The organism is Rhodococcus sp. p52 (assembly GCF_000763325.2).
In the GTDB taxonomy this organism is placed as follows: Bacteria; Actinomycetota; Actinomycetes; order Mycobacteriales; family Mycobacteriaceae; genus Rhodococcus; species Rhodococcus pyridinivorans.
On record NZ_CP016819.1, the window covers coordinates 4567192 to 4581589 of the forward strand.

Here is a 14398-nt window from a genome sequence, read left to right on the forward strand (position 1 = left end):
ATCGTTCAGTAACGCTCGACGAGCCAGCGGGCGAGTTCCTGTGCGCTGCGGTCGACCTGCTTCGGCCAGTCGAGCGCCGAATCGTCGGCCCGGTCGCTCACGTGCTTGACGAGTCGGCACGGCGCGCCCATGCGGCGGGCGGCGTAGGCAACTGCGAAACCCTCCATGTCGACGAGATCGGCGCGCGCGGACAGCGCGTCGCGGATCTGGGCGTCCGAGACGAACGAATCACCGGTGGCGAGCACGCTGCCGTCACCGTCGTCGATCTGCACGACGTCCTGCACGGGATGACCGAGGCTCTTCAGGATCTCGCTGCTGATGTCGTGGTTGATCGCGGCGGACGGCAGGAACAGTCCCGAATGGTGGGTGTGCAATGCGCCGGCGGTGCCGATGTTCACGACGAGCGGCCGCGCGTCGGCCGGATACCCCGCGAGCGCCGCGGTGACGGCCACCGCTGCGTCGACCTTCCCGATCCCGGTGATCACCGTCTCGTAGCGTTCCGGGACGTGCGCCGCCTCGGCGCGGGTCGCGGATACGACGAGGATCCCGTTCACGTACTGCCTCCGAGTTCGAGGGTCGCGAGTGCCGCCCGGTGCAGCTCCCGCCCGTACCCGGCACCGTATCCCGCGGCGTGCACCGCCAGTGGATGCAGCTGGTGCACGGGCACCCGCTGCTCCCACCCGACGCGTAGCGGATGCGCCGCCTCGTAGCCGTCGACGACCCGGCCCAGGTGCGGGCAACCGAAGAGCGCGAGCATCGCCAGATCCGTCTCGCGGTGGCCGCCGTGCGCGGCCGGATCGATCAGGACGACGCCGCGTTGCGACCACAGCACGTTGCCGTTCCACAGGTCTCCGTGCAGGCGCGAGGGCGGATCCTCGTCGTCGAAGGCTCCGGCGGCGACGAGATCGCAGGCGGCCTCGATGTCGTGGCACTGACGGCCGGTGACGCTGCCCGCCTCGACCGCGATGCGCAGGAAGGGCAGCACCCGCTCTGCGACGTAGAACGATCCCCAGGTGTCGTGCACGGTGCGGCTCATGGGGCGGCGGCCGATGAACAGCTGCCCGTCGTAATCGTCGGGTGCCGCACCGAAACCGGCGGCGCCCACGTCGTGCATCCGGGCGAGTGCCGCACCGAACTCCCGTGCGGCCTCGGCGGACGGGGATGCCTCGGCGATCCGCTCGAGTTCGATGTGGTGCTCGCTCACCGACCGCACCGCCACCACCGGCATACCGGCCTCGGCGAGCCAGGCCAGACCGGCCGCCTCGGCCCGGAAGAAATCAGGATGGGTGTGCGGGTCGTGTTTGCGGAAGACGTCTCCGGTGCTCACCCCGAAGAGTCTGCCCGACCGCACACTTCGTCCCGCCCTCTTCGCCCACCCTCTTCTCCGTTGTATCGCAGCAGTAACACAGGAACGCTAGGGTCGTGAAGATGACGAACCTTCGCGATCGGATCATCGAAGAACTCGGGGTGAAACCCTCCATCGACCCGCGCGCCGAGATCGACGCGCGGGTGCAGTTTCTCGCCGACTACCTGCGCAGCACTCCCGCGAAGGGATTCGTGCTCGGCATCAGCGGCGGGCAGGACAGCACCCTCGCCGGCAAGCTCGCCCAGCTCGCCGCGGAGAAGCTCCGCGCCGAGGGCCACACGGCGGAGTTCGTCGCGGTCCGCCTGCCCTACGGCAAGCAGGCCGACGAGCACGACGCCCTCGTCGCATTGGAGTTCATCGGAGCCGATCGCACTCTCGGTGTGGATGTGAAGCCCGGCGCCGACGCGACGGCTTCGGAAGCGGCTCGCGCGCTGTACGGCACCGAGACGCGTCTGCGCGACTTCGTGCGCGGCAACATCAAGGCCCGCGAACGCATGATGATCCAGTACGCGATCGCCGGAGAACTCGGCTACCTCGTGGTCGGCACCGACCACGCCGCCGAAGCGGTGACCGGTTTCTACACCAAGTACGGCGACGGCGGCGTCGACATCACTCCCCTGGCCGGTCTGACGAAGCGGCAGGGTGCGGCGCTGCTGCGCGAACTCGAAGCACCCGAGAGCACCTGGATCAAGATCCCCACCGCCGATCTCGAGGACGACCGTCCCGCGCTGCCTGACGAGGAAGCGCTCGGCATGGCCTACAGCGAGATCGACGACTATCTCGAGGGCAAGGACGTCACCGACGACCTCGCCAAGCGCCTCGAGGCCAAGTTCCTCGACACGCGGCACAAGCGCGTGATGCCCGTGGGGCCCTTCGACACCTGGTGGCGTGAGGATTAACCACCCGCGAAGGGCGGCAGGACGTCCACTCGGGACCCGGCCGGCCGGCCGAGGTCCCGGGTGAGTTCGCCCGTGCCGCCGTCGCCGGGTTCGAGCAGGAAGGCCGCCACCGACAGGACCCGCTCCATATCGGCGCCGTAACGATCGACGAGGACGGCACGCAGCGTGCCGAGATCGGCGCCTTCCGGCAGGTCGATCGTGTCCTTCTCGCGTCCGGCCGCATCTGCTGCGGCCGCGAAGTACCGCACCTCGATCCCCGTCGTCACCTCAGCCACCGATAGCTCCCATGCTCCGCTGCGGCGGCGCGAAGTCCGCCGCGTCCATGCCGTGTCCGGCCCACTTGTTCCACATCGCCCCGCGCCACAGCGCGGCGAGTTCGTCGTCGGTGGCGCCGCCCCGCAGAGCGGCGCGCAGGTCGGTCTCCCGGTCGCTGAACAGGCAGGACCGGACCGTTCCCTCGGCCGTCAACCGCGTGCGGTCGCAGTCGCTGCAGAACGACCGCGTAACCGACGCGATGATCCCGACGGTCGCCGGTCCGCCGTCGACGAGCCAGCGTTCGGCCGGCGCGGACAGGTCCTCGCGTTCGGTCTCCGTGAGCGTGAACCGCTGCCCGAGCACGTCGAGCAATTGCTGGGCCGGCACCATCTGCGAGCGCGCCCAGTTCTGATCGGCGTCGAGAGGCATCTGCTCGATGAACCGCAGTTCCACGCCCTCGTCCAGGCACCACGCGAGCAGATCGGCCGCACCTTCGAGGGTTTCCGGCATCAGGACAGCGTTGATTTTGACCCGACCCAGTCCGGCGGCCACCGCGGCGCGGATACCGTCGAGCACCGAATCGAGCCGATCGCGGCGCGTGAGCCGCGCGAAGTGCTCGCGGTCGATGGTGTCGAGGGAGATGTTCACGCGGGTCAGTCCGGCGTCCGCCAGCGCCCGCGCACGGTGCCGGAGACCGACCGCATTGGTGGTCAGCGCGATCGGCAGCCCCGGCGTCTGCTGCGCGCATCCGGCGACGATCTCCTCGAGATCGCGGCGCATGAGCGGTTCCCCACCGGTGAAGCGCACCTCGTGGACACCGAGTCGACCGGTCGCGATGCCCACCAGACGCACGATCTCGGCGCTCGCGAGCAGCTGGTCGCGCGGAATCTCGGGAAGTCCCTCGGCCGGCATGCAGTAGGTGCAGCGCAACGAGCACTTCTCGGTGAGGGACACGCGCAGGTCGCGGGCGATGCGACCGAAGCGATCGAGAAGCTCGGGCACGTCGGGCCGATCGGACGCGTCGTCTGCGCGATCGCGCACGACCGGGATGCCCATGTCCACCGCTGTCATACGACCATCGCTTTCATACAGCCCAGTATGCCCACAACCGCCGATCGTGACATCGCATCCGGACAGACGGGGCACACGCGGCGCGTCGTGGACGGCGGGGCACGGCCCTCGTGTGCCTAGGATGGCGGCATGACGAGCGGCAGGCGGTCCGTGGAGGAACACGAACAGCACGTGGCGGCGTTGCTCGACCCGTTGCGGAAGAAGAGCCCGTTGCGTGTGCCGCTCGCGCACGCGCTGCACCGCACCCTCACGGAGGACGTCGAGTCGCCGCTGGACCTGCCACCCTTCCGCAACTCCCAGATGGACGGCTACGCCGTCCGCGCCGGCGATCTCGCGTCGACCCCCGCCGACCTGCCCGTCCAGGGCGTGCTGGCCGCGGGTGACACCGTCGCGGCACTCGAACCGGGGCACGCTCTGAAGATCATGACGGGCGCTCCCGTCCCGGACGGCGCCGACGCCGTCGTCCCGGTCGAGGACACCCGTGCGACCACCCCCGACTCGGACGGCGCCGGCAGCGTGACCGTCGAGCGCAGCGTCACGCCCGGAACCTATGTGCGTGAGGCGGGAACCGACGTCTGCAAGGGCGATCTGCTGCTTCCCGCGGGCACGGTCCTCGCCGCCCGACACATCGCCGCGCTCGCCGCCGTCGGCCTCACCTCGATCTCCGTCCGTGCACGGCCGCGGGTCGCGATCATCTCGACCGGCAGCGAACTCGTCACGGCGGGGGGCGAACTCGGGCCGGGCCAGATCTTCAACTCGAACGGACCGGCGCTGGCCGCGAGCGCGTCGGCCAACGGTGCCGACGTCGTGACCATCGACCACTGCCACGACGATCCGGAGGAGTTCGTGACGATGCTCGAACATGCCGTGGGCGTCGCCGACGTCGTGTTCACCTCCGGCGGAGTGTCGAAGGGCGACTTCGAGGTCGTGAAGGACACGCTCGCGCCGCGGGGCGGGCAGTTCGTCTCGGTGGCGATGCAGCCGGGCGGCCCTCAGGGCACCGCCGTGGTCGACGGCGTGCCGATCCTGACCTTCCCCGGCAATCCTGTCAGCGCGCTCGTCTCGTTCGAGGTGTTCGCGCGACCCGCACTGCGGGCCGCCGCCGGCTATCCGCCCGTCGTGTGCGAGAGCTTGCCGCTCACCGAGGATCTCACGTCGATCCCGGGACGCCGGCAGTTCCTGCGCGGGCGACTCGACGAGAAGGGGGTGACCCCCTTCCGCGGGCACGGGTCGCATCTCGTCGCCGGACTCGCCGCCGCCGACGTGCTCCTCGACATCCCCGCCGACACCACCTCCCTCGAAGCCGGAGACCTCGTGAAAGTACGGATCCTGTGACCGACCTCAGCCACCTGGACGACCAGGGACGCGCCCGCATGGTGGACGTCTCCTCGAAGACCGACACCACACGGATCGCCGTGGCGGCAGGCGAACTCGTCACCACTCCCGAGGTGGTCGCGCTCGTCCGCGCCGACGACATGCCCAAGGCCGACGTCCTGGCCACGGCCCGCATCGCCGGCATCGCGGCGGCGAAACGCACCTGGGAGCTCATCCCCCTGTGCCACCAGCTGGCGCTGTCGTCGGTGAAGGTGATGTTCGACTTCACCGACACCTCGATCACGATCGAGGCCACCGCGAAGACCAAGGGCCCGACCGGAGTCGAGATGGAGGCGCTCACCGCGGTCGCCGTCGCCGGCCTGACCCTGCACGACATGGTCAAGGCCGTGGATCCGGCCGCCGTTCTCGACGGCGTGCGGCTGATCTCCAAGGAGGGCGGCAAGCGCGGCCACTGGACCCGTGACGACGCACCCGGCCGGGACGGGACCCCCGGGGCCGGCGAACAGCCCGTGGAGAAGACCGGACGCTCCGCCGCCGTGGTCGTCGCGTCGACCGGTGTCGCCGCGGGCACCCGCGAGGACCGCACCGGACCGCTCATCCGGTCGTGGCTCGAGGACAAGGGATTCGCGGTCCGCGGTCCCCTCGTCCACGCGGACGCCGACATCGCAGCCGGTCTCGCCGACGCGGTCCGTCCGGGCCCTGCCCTGGTCGTGACGACCGGCGGAACCGGGGCGTCGCCGACCGACGCGACCCCCGAAGCGACTCTCGCCCTGCTCGATCGTGAACTGCCCGGCATCGCGGAGTCGATCCGGCAGCGCGGACTCGAGGCCACCCCGCACGCCGTGCTCTCGCGCGGCGTCGCCGGTCTCGTCGGCCACACGGTCGTCGTGAACCTGCCCGGCTCGCCCGGCGGGGTGAAGGACGGTCTCGCCGCCCTCGACCCGATCCTCGACCATCTGTTGGCACAAGTCGCAGGAGGCGGCGCTCATGAGTGAACTACTGGCCCGGATCTCCTCGGAACCGCTCGATCCCGCAACGGTGGACGCCGCGGTGGCAGGCGCCGAACACGGTGCGGTGGTGCTCTTCACCGGTGTCGTCCGCAATCACGACGGTGGACAGTCGGTGACCGCGCTGCAGTACCAGGCACATCCGGATGCCGAAACGTTCCTGCGGCGGTGCTGCGAGGACGTCGCGGCGAAGTCCGGGCTCCCGGTCGCGGCGGTGCACCGAGTGGGCGATCTCACCCTCGGCGATCTCGCGCTGGTCGCGGCGGTCGCCGCCCCACACCGCGCAGAAGCCTTCGCCACCTGCGCCGAACTGGTCGAACGCATCAAGGCCGAAGTGCCGATCTGGAAGCGTCAGCACTTCACCGAGGGTGCCTCGGAGTGGGTGGGTCTGTAGTCACATCAGGGACTGACGCACCCCGTGCGGTAGGGTGACATGGTTCGGGCGTCACGACGACGCCCACCGTCGTGGGATACCGGCGGACCGGGATCGTGCCCGGCCCGCATGCACAGATGCAGTACGCACAGATGCACCGGCCTTCCTTGCGGCGATCGCACAGCACCACGGGCACACGGTCCGTCGAGTGCACACACGCCGCATCGAAAGGCAGCGCTGTTCCATGACCACATCTTTCTCCGATCTCGGGGTGCCCCGCCCGCTCGTCGCCACGCTGAACGACGCCGGGATCACCAGCCCCTTCCCCATCCAGGTGGACACCCTCCCCGACACCCTCGCCGGTCGTGACGTGCTCGGACGCGGACGCACGGGTAGCGGTAAGACCCTGGCCTTCTCGATCCCGCTCGCCGCTCGCCTCGCAGGCAGGAGCACCAGGGCGGCAGGCCGTCCGCGTGGCCTGATCCTGGCTCCCACCCGCGAACTGGCGACCCAGATCGCCGCGGCCATCGAACCGCTCGCGCATTCGTCGGGTCTGAAGGTCACCACGATCTTCGGCGGCGTGTCGCAGAAGCGCCAGGTCGAGGCCCTCCGCCGCGGCGTCGACATCGTCATCGCCTGCCCGGGCCGCCTCGAGGACCTCATGCGCCAGAAGTTCGTGGTGCTCGACGACATCGAGGTCACAGTGCTCGACGAGGCCGATCACATGGCAGACCTCGGCTTCCTGCCCGGCGTCACCCGCATCCTGACGGCGACACCGAAAGACGGTCAGCGCCTGCTGTTCTCGGCCACCCTGGACAACGGCGTCGACAAGCTCGTCAAGCGGTTCCTGAAGAACCCGGTCATGCACTCGGTCGACGAGGCCACCTCCCCCGTCGCCGCGATGACCCACCACGTCTTCGACGTCGCGGGCATGGATACGAAGAAGGACCTCGTCCGCACCCTCGCATCGGGAACCGGTCGCCGAATCCTGTTCATGCGCACCAAGCATCAGGCCCGCAAGCTCGCCAAGCAACTCACCGACTCCGGCATCCCAGCGGTGGACCTGCACGGCAACCTCTCCCAGAACGCCCGCGACCGCAATCTCGCCGCGTTCTCGTCGGGTGAGGCGCGGGTGCTCGTTGCGACGGACGTCGCCGCACGTGGTGTCCACGTCGACGACGTCGAACTCGTCGTGCACGTCGATCCCCCGGCCGAGCACAAGGCGTACCTGCACCGCTCCGGTCGCACGGCCCGCGCCGGCAGCACCGGCGACGTCGTCACCGTCGTCCTACCCGACCAGCGCAGGGATCTCGCGGCCATCATGCGCAAGGCCGCCATCGACGTCACCCCCATCAAGGTGACGGCGGATTCCGAGCACGTGCTGAAGCTCGTCGGCGAGATCGCGCCGTACGTCGCGCCGGCACCGAAGCAGGCTTCCGCGCCGTCGCGTCCGCAGCGCAACGGCGGCAGCCGCCGTTCGTCGGCTCCCCGCCAGGGCTCCGGTTCGGGTCAGCGTTCCTCGTCGAGCGGACAGCGTTCCGCCGGTGGTCAGCGCTCCTCGGGTGGGCAGCGCTCCTCGGGTGGGCAGCGCGCGGCCGGCGGTCAGCGTTCGGCCGGTCAGGGCGCCGCAGCTGCCACCGGTGGCCGTCGTCGTCCCCAGCGCCGTACCTCCGCCGCTCGCTGAGCCGAAGGGCCTGCCTTCCGCCTCAGCGGGATGAATCGGCCTTCCGCCTCAGCGGGGCGTGAATCGGTGTATCGCGTACATCGCGTCCGCGGACACCGGTTCGGTCGGCACGCAGCGGCGTAGGCGCTCGCGTACGTCGTCGGAGTCGAGATCGGCCCCGATGACGACGAGCTGCGTCCCGTCGGGCACGTCGTCGCCGCGACCCGCCGGTTCGAACCTGATGTGGTCGCCGACGGTGTGCAACAGATAGGTGCCGGTGTCCAGTCCGGCAGCGACTCGCACGTATCCCTTGATACGGAACACCCCTGCGGGCTGGTTCTCGAGGAGATCGACCAGCACGCGGGGGTGCAGTGCATCTGCTGACTCGAAGGTGATCGCGTCGTAGCCGTCGTGCAGATGGGTGTGCTCGTGGTCGTCCTGCTCGTAGAGCAACCGGTCGAGGGTGAGCTGCTCCCCCGGCTGCGGACCCGGCCGCTCCGGGATGTCGAACAGCAACGCCGGGTCGATGCGGCCGTGATCGGTCGAGACGACCGCGGCGCGGGAGTTGAGCCGGCACAGGCGCGTCAGCAGATCGTCGTGGGCCTCACCGTCGATCCGGTCGGTCTTGTTGATCAGCACCAGATCGGCGAGCGCCACGTGCTGTTCGAGCTCGGGATGCTGCTCGGCGGTCGCGTCGAACTCCACCGCGTCGACGACCAGCACGAGGCCACCGTAGGAGACGTATTCGTTCTCCGAACCGGCGACGAGCAGGATCATGTTGCGGGGCTCGGCGAGTCCACTCGCCTCGACGACGATCACGTCGAGATCGGACGAGCGGTGGGCGAGCTTGTCGAGCATCGCGTCCATGTCACTGACATCGACTGCGCAGCACAGACATCCGTTGCTCAGCGAGACCATCGAGTCGACCTGCCCCGCCACCATCATCGAATCGATGTTGACGGAACCGAAATCGTTGACGATCACACCGATCCGCGCACCGCGGGTGTTGCGCAGCAGGTGGTTGAGCAGCGTCGTCTTCCCCGCGCCGAGAAATCCGGCCACCACGATCACCGGGATCTGCTTCTTCGCCATGGTGGTGAGACTAGCCGTGCGCTCGTACGCGGTTCCGACGGCAACCGCCGCCGGAACCGCGCATCGGCAGCATCAGCTGCCGCGCTTGATCCACTCCTCGAGGTGCGGCGACTCGGTGCCGATCGTGGTGCCGTCGCCATGACCGGTGTGCACCTTCGTCTCCGCGGGCAGGACGAACAGCTTGTCGCGGATCGACCCGATAATGGTCGGGAAGTCCGAGAACGAGCGGCCCGTCGCGCCCGGTCCGCCGGAGAACAGGGTGTCGCCGGTGAACAGCTCACCCGCTTCCGGCAGGTACAGGCAGGTCGAACCCGGCGAGTGACCCGGCGTGGCGATCGCCTGGATGTCGGTTCCGGCCACCCGGATCCGCTCCCCGTCCTCGAGCGTGCCGTGCGCGACACCCGGGTGGGTCATCTCCCACAGCACGTCGTCGGCCGGGTTGAGCAGGATCGGCGCGTCGAGCTTCTCGGACAGCTCCGGCGCCACGGTGATGTGGTCGTTGTGTGCGTGCGTGCACACGATCGCCACGACCTTCCGTCCACCGACGGCGTCGATGATCGGCTGCGCGGTGTGCGCGGCGTCGATCACGACCACCTCGGAGTCGTCGCCGACGAGCCAGATGTTGTTGTCGACCTCCCATTCGCCGCCGTCGAGCGCGAAGGTGCCCGACGTGACGACCCGGTCGACGCGAATCGGCGAGGTGCTCACAGGACCACCACCGAACGGAGGACCTCACCGCGGTGCATCGTCTCGAACGCCTTCTCGACGTCGTCGATGCCGATGCGCTCGGTGACGAACTTCTCGAGCGGCAGGCGTCCCTGCTGGTACAGGTCGACGTAGGTCGGGAAGTCGCGCTCGGGCAAGCAGTCGCCGTACCACGAGCTCTTGAGCGAGCCGCCGTGCGAGAAGAAGTCGATCAGCGGCATCTCGAGGGTCATATCCGGGGTGGGTACACCGACGAGGACGACGGTGCCGGCGAGGTCGCGGGCGTAGAAGGCCTGCTTGTAGGTCTCCGGCCTGCCCACCGCGTCGATGACGACGTCCGCACCGAAACCGCCCGTCAGCTCCTTGATCGCCTCGACCGCGTCGACCCCGCTGGAGTTGACGGTGTGGGTGGCACCGAGGTCGGTGGCCCACTCGAGCTTCTTGTCGTCGCGGTCGACGGCGATGATCGTGACGGCACCTGCCAGGCGCGCACCCATGATCGCGGCGTCGCCGACACCGCCGCAGCCGATGACGGCGACGGACTGGCCGCGGGTGACTCCGCCCGTGTTGACGGCGGCACCGAGACCGGCCATGACACCGCAGCCGAGCAGGCCGACGACGGCCGGATCGGCGCTCGGGTCGACCTTGGTGCACTGACCGGCGTGGACGAGGGTCTTGTCGGCGAACGCGCCGATGCCCAGCGCCGGAGTGAGTTCGGTGCCGTCCTCGAGTGTCATCTTCTGGGTGGCGTTGAAAGTGTCGAAGCAGTACTGCGGCTGACCGCGCTTGCATGCGCGACACTGGCCGCACACCGCGCGCCAGTTCAGGACGACGAAGTCGCCCACGGCGACCGAGTCGACGCCCTCACCGACGGATTCGACGACACCGGCGGCCTCGTGGCCGAGCAGGAACGGGAACTCGTCGTTGATGCCGCCCTCGCGGTAGTGCAGATCGGTGTGGCACACGCCGCACGCGGCGATCGCGACGACGACCTCACCGGGGCCGGGATCGGGGATCACGATGGGCACGACCTCGACAGGCGCTCCCTTCGAGCGAGCGACGACTCCGCGGACTGTTTGCGACATGCTGTCTCCGTTTCGTGATGCGACCGGCAGTATCCGGTGTTTCCGACTTCCGGTGATTCCGACCCTAGCCACTCCCGCGGCGCTCTGCTCCTGATCGTTCGGCGGGCCCGACCCAGCCGAACGGCCAGTCGCTGAGCGGCGAACTCGAATTGTCCGATTGGCGCATTTCCCTTGGATTTCGCGGCTCGGTGTTCGCGCCTGCATTTCTCCGTCGCCACCTCGGTAAACCCGTGTCGATGTAACGCTGCGAGCGACCTTCACGAAATCCGTTACGACCCGCCGCACTTCGGCGGGCCGGCAATTCCTCGGTCAGAAACGGATTGGTAGAGGCCCATGGCACTTCGAAAGTCGCTGTCGCGTCGGCGGATTCTCGCCGGCGTCTTCGCCCCCACCGCGCTCGGAGTCGTGGCAGCGGCCGCGATCGTGCTTCCGCAACAGGACACCCCCACCGTTGCCGACCCGTACCTCGCCGGCCTGGCGAAGACCACCGAATGTCACGACATGGTCAGCCTGGGTATCGGCGGTCGCGGTGACATCCCTCGCGACGAGTCGAAGATGCTCGTCGACGAGAACGGCAACCGCCTTCCCGCCGCCCAGCAGGGCGCCTACCGCAGCCATTGGGTCGAGCCGGTCATCAGCGCACCGCTCGAGAACCACGAGGCCGGCGACGGCTACGCGGCCATCTACATCGAGTACCCGGCCGACCTCGCCAGCTACGAGAACGCCGTGAACAAGGGCGCCGAGAACACCATCGAGGTCATGAAGGCCATCCGGCGGTCCTGCCCCGACACCCAGTTCGCCATCGTCGGGTTCAGCGAGGGCGCGGACGTCGCGCGCCGCGCCGCGATGCAGATCGGTGCGCAGGAGCAGAGCGAGGACGGTTCCTGGGAGATCATCGATCCCGACGCCGTCAGCGGCGTGGTCATCCTCTCCGACGCGGGCCGCGAGGCCGGAGAAGGCTTCTTCCCCGGCGCGGAAAACGGCACGAACCCCGACGGCTTCGATCGCCCCTACCAGCCGGGCAGCGACGCCGTTTCCGGACGCGGTGTCCTCCCCGACACGAACGGTGGTTTCGGTCATCTCGCCGGCAAGGTCGCCTCGTTCTGCTCCGAGGGCGACTTCACGTGCTCGGCACCCGAGAACATCGCGCTGATCGAACTGCTCGCGAACGTGGGTCGTCAGGTCAACGGCGACGCCCTCGAGCGTGAGGGACTGACCCCCGCGACCGGCGCCGACCTGGCCCAGGTCGTCGGCCGGGTCGCGCTGCTCGCCCTCGCCGACATCTCGGCGAATCCGGACTGGATGCGGTCGGACGAGACCTTCCTCGAGGTGCTGATCAAGGTCTCCGACCCGAGCTACGATCCCGCCGCCCGCCCCACCACGCCTGTGGCTGCCGACGCCGACTCCGGCGCCACCCGTGAGGACGGGGCCGAGGCGCCGATCCCCGCGGAGCGTCTGTCGAACCTCGCGTACCTGCCGGAGAAGATCGTCAAGGAGGTCGTCGGGTTCATCCGGAGCAACCAGAACACCCTCGCGGTCGTGCTTGCCGACCCGTACGACCAGACCTTCGGCTACGACCGTGAGAACGACGACCACTACGGGCACCACTTCGACTACTGGGACGACGACATCGACGGCAAGGGCACGTCCACCGTCGAGTACGCCGCCGCCTGGCTCGAGCACCTGGCCCGCCAGGCCAAGGAGGGCAACGCGGTCGATGCGAACAAGGTCGACAAGGCCGCGGTGCTGATGATCGCCGAGGAGACGGCGAAGGCCGAGACCGCCGAGGCGTCCACCACGCCGGAGACCTCGCCGTCCTCGACTGTGACCGACGATGCGACGGTCGCCGACAGCAGCGTGCCCACCCCCGTCGACGCTGTCCCGGCTCCCGCAGGCGACCCCGCTGCACCGGTGGCCCCGGCTGCACCCGAAGCGGGCGTGACGACAGCCACGCCCACCCCGATGACCACCACGGCTCCGGTCTCCACCCCGTCGGAGACCACGACTCCGGCCACGGGCGAGACCACCACGGGCGCCGGGTCGACCACCTCCTCCGGAACGCCCACGACGACCGTCGCCCCGACGACCACGTCGCCGGCACCGGCTGCCTGACCGTCCTCGACGGGCCACCCGCCGACCGAGAGCTCGGCGTCAGCCCGCGGCGCGGACCCCGGCCTCTGCACCGAGAGCCGCGGCCTCACCGCGAGTGCTGACGCCGAGTTTTCGTAGTACGCCGGCCACGTGGAACTTCACCGTCGACTCGCTCACGCCGAGACGTTCGGCGATGACGCGGTTGCGCCGTCCGGCCACGAGATGTTCGAGGACCTCGATCTCCCGGGGCGCGAGCGCGGCGAGCGCATCGAGAGCGGGTCCGTCCGTCGCAGCGATCGGCAGGTCGAGCGGGAAGCTCACCGCGATCCGTGTGCCCCAGCCGGGGGTCGACTCGGATTCGATTCCACCGCCGAGGGTTTCGACGCGGTCGCGGAGCTGGCGCCCGAGTTCGACGACGTCGATCTCGCCGCTGCCGTCGTCACGCACGTCCACCAGCAGGGTCGAGTCGTCGCAGGTCCACGCGACGCGCACCCGCGTCACGTCGGTCTGACCGGACATCGCCAGCACGGCGCCCCGGGCGATCGCGCGGGCCGCGTGCGCGACCTCTCCGGGCAGTCCCCGTCCACCCACCGGCGGAGCGACCATCTGCAGGTCGAGCGGGCGGTGCCGCACCAGATCGCGCAGTTCACCGTGGAGTCGCGCGAACGCGGTGGTCAGTGCCTCCTCCGCGAGTTCGCGGTGCAGGTCCACCGCCGATCGCAGGCCGATCAGGGCCTCGGTCGCCGTCTCCCGCGCCGTGGTCCGGGCACGGGTGTCGTCGAGATCCTTCGACCGCAGGGTCGCGAGGATCGTCTCGAGGGTCACGGCATGGGATTCGGTGAGCTCGGCGACGGTGCGGGCCCGCTCCGCGGAGGCGGCCCGCGATTCCGCGAGATATGCCGGGCTGGCGGTGTGCACCTGCAACCGGATGCCGGTCGCGACCACGCCGAACGCCGCCCGCACGAGAACGAGGGCCGCGGAGGTGGCCCGGGCCCCGCGAGGCACGAACACCAGGAGCGTGTCGGTGCTGTCGAGGATCGCGCACACCTCACGATCGCGACCAGCGAGACGGAAGCTGCCGCGGCGGATCTCCCCCGCGACGAGGTCGTTCCGCACCCGGTCCAGCTCGGCGATGGTCACCCGGTCGACGATCGACGGGTCGCCGGCCACCTTCCGCGGCCGGCCGGTGCATTCCCTCGTGAAGATCACCAGGGCACTGTGCGGAGCGAGGTCGTCGACATAGGTGGAGAATCGCTGCGCGATCTCCGCGAGCGGACCGGTGAGGACGTCGCGCAGCTCGGCGATCAGGACCTCAGGGCGACGGGCAGCGGGACTCACATGCCCACGATATCGGCGTCCACCGGCGCCTTCCCGGAGGAGCCCCGGCCCCTGCCGACGCGTGCATCGCGTACTGCGCCACTTCGGCCCCTCGGACCCCGGCCGGCGGTAACATTCC

14 protein-coding genes are annotated in these 14398 nt (G+C 69.6%); 6 read left to right on the forward strand and 8 right to left on the reverse strand.

Features of this window, described 5'->3' with window-relative positions:
• Positions 1-5: 5 nt before the first annotated feature.
• Positions 6-554: a nucleosidase gene (locus tag IM25_RS21090; RefSeq protein WP_033097715.1), complete on the reverse strand. Its 549-nt coding sequence runs from the start codon at positions 552-554 to the stop codon at positions 6-8.
• Positions 551-1351 carry a fructosamine kinase family protein gene (locus tag IM25_RS21095; protein ID WP_033097714.1) on the reverse strand — a complete coding sequence of 267 codons (801 nt, stop codon included), beginning with the start codon at positions 1349-1351 and terminating at the stop codon, positions 551-553. Before IM25_RS21095 ends, IM25_RS21090 begins: the two co-directional genes overlap by 4 nt.
• Positions 1352-1428: 77 nt before the next feature.
• On the opposite strand from IM25_RS21095, the gene nadE reads away from it, so the two are divergent.
• A complete protein-coding gene (gene nadE / locus IM25_RS21100; protein WP_006550380.1) occupies positions 1429-2265 on the forward strand; it encodes an ammonia-dependent NAD(+) synthetase in 837 nt (278 codons plus the stop codon).
• Here the strand turns inward: nadE and IM25_RS21105 are convergent.
• Positions 2262-2540, reverse strand: coding sequence for a MoaD/ThiS family protein (locus tag IM25_RS21105; RefSeq protein WP_006550379.1), 279 nt, complete (start codon positions 2538-2540; stop codon positions 2262-2264). The two genes, nadE and IM25_RS21105, sit on opposite strands and share 4 nt — an antisense overlap.
• A complete protein-coding gene (moaA, locus tag IM25_RS21110) occupies positions 2533-3591 on the reverse strand; it encodes a GTP 3',8-cyclase MoaA (RefSeq protein ID WP_033097713.1) in 1059 nt (352 codons plus the stop codon). Before moaA ends, IM25_RS21105 begins: the two co-directional genes overlap by 8 nt.
• Before the next feature lie 129 nt (positions 3592-3720).
• Between moaA and IM25_RS21115 the strand changes: the two genes are divergently transcribed.
• From IM25_RS21115 to IM25_RS21130, 4 genes are all read left to right on the forward strand, one after another.
• Positions 3721-4926: a molybdopterin molybdotransferase MoeA gene (locus IM25_RS21115; protein ID WP_065996367.1), complete on the forward strand. Its 1206-nt coding sequence runs from the start codon at positions 3721-3723 to the stop codon at positions 4924-4926.
• On the forward strand, positions 4923-5921 hold the full coding sequence (gene moaCB, locus IM25_RS21120) for a bifunctional molybdenum cofactor biosynthesis protein MoaC/MoaB (RefSeq protein ID WP_024101436.1): 999 nt from the start codon (positions 4923-4925) through the stop codon (positions 5919-5921). The genes IM25_RS21115 and moaCB overlap by 4 nt, the downstream gene beginning before the upstream one ends.
• Positions 5914-6327, forward strand: coding sequence for a molybdenum cofactor biosynthesis protein MoaE (locus tag IM25_RS21125; RefSeq protein ID WP_033097711.1), 414 nt, complete (start codon positions 5914-5916; stop codon positions 6325-6327). The genes moaCB and IM25_RS21125 overlap by 8 nt, the downstream gene beginning before the upstream one ends.
• Before the next feature lie 223 nt (positions 6328-6550).
• Positions 6551-7990, forward strand: a complete 1440-nt coding sequence (locus IM25_RS21130; RefSeq protein ID WP_033097710.1) for a DEAD/DEAH box helicase — start codon at positions 6551-6553, stop codon at positions 7988-7990.
• Positions 7991-8038: 48 nt separating this feature from the next.
• Here IM25_RS21130 and IM25_RS21135 read toward each other — a convergent pair whose 3' ends face one another.
• The 3 genes from IM25_RS21135 to IM25_RS21145 all read right to left on the reverse strand — a co-directional run bounded on the left by IM25_RS21135 (position 8039) and on the right by IM25_RS21145 (position 10851).
• A complete protein-coding gene (locus tag IM25_RS21135) occupies positions 8039-9061 on the reverse strand; it encodes a CobW family GTP-binding protein (protein WP_033097709.1) in 1023 nt (340 codons plus the stop codon).
• Positions 9062-9133: 72 nt separating this feature from the next.
• Positions 9134-9769: an MBL fold metallo-hydrolase gene (locus tag IM25_RS21140; protein WP_006550373.1), complete on the reverse strand. Its 636-nt coding sequence runs from the start codon at positions 9767-9769 to the stop codon at positions 9134-9136.
• Positions 9766-10851: an S-(hydroxymethyl)mycothiol dehydrogenase gene (locus tag IM25_RS21145; RefSeq protein ID WP_006550372.1), complete on the reverse strand. Its 1086-nt coding sequence runs from the start codon at positions 10849-10851 to the stop codon at positions 9766-9768. Before IM25_RS21145 ends, IM25_RS21140 begins: the two co-directional genes overlap by 4 nt.
• Positions 10852-11184: 333 nt before the next feature.
• Here IM25_RS21145 and IM25_RS21150 point away from each other — a divergent pair, with 333 nt between their 5' ends.
• Entirely contained in the window at positions 11185-12963 is a 1779-nt protein-coding gene (locus tag IM25_RS21150; RefSeq protein ID WP_019288440.1) for a cutinase family protein, read from the forward strand.
• Between the two features lie 39 nt (positions 12964-13002).
• On the opposite strand, the gene IM25_RS21155 is transcribed toward IM25_RS21150, so the two are convergent.
• Positions 13003-14280 carry a LuxR C-terminal-related transcriptional regulator gene (locus IM25_RS21155; protein ID WP_006550370.1) on the reverse strand — a complete coding sequence of 426 codons (1278 nt, stop codon included), beginning with the start codon at positions 14278-14280 and terminating at the stop codon, positions 13003-13005.
• Positions 14281-14398: the final 118 nt, after the last annotated feature.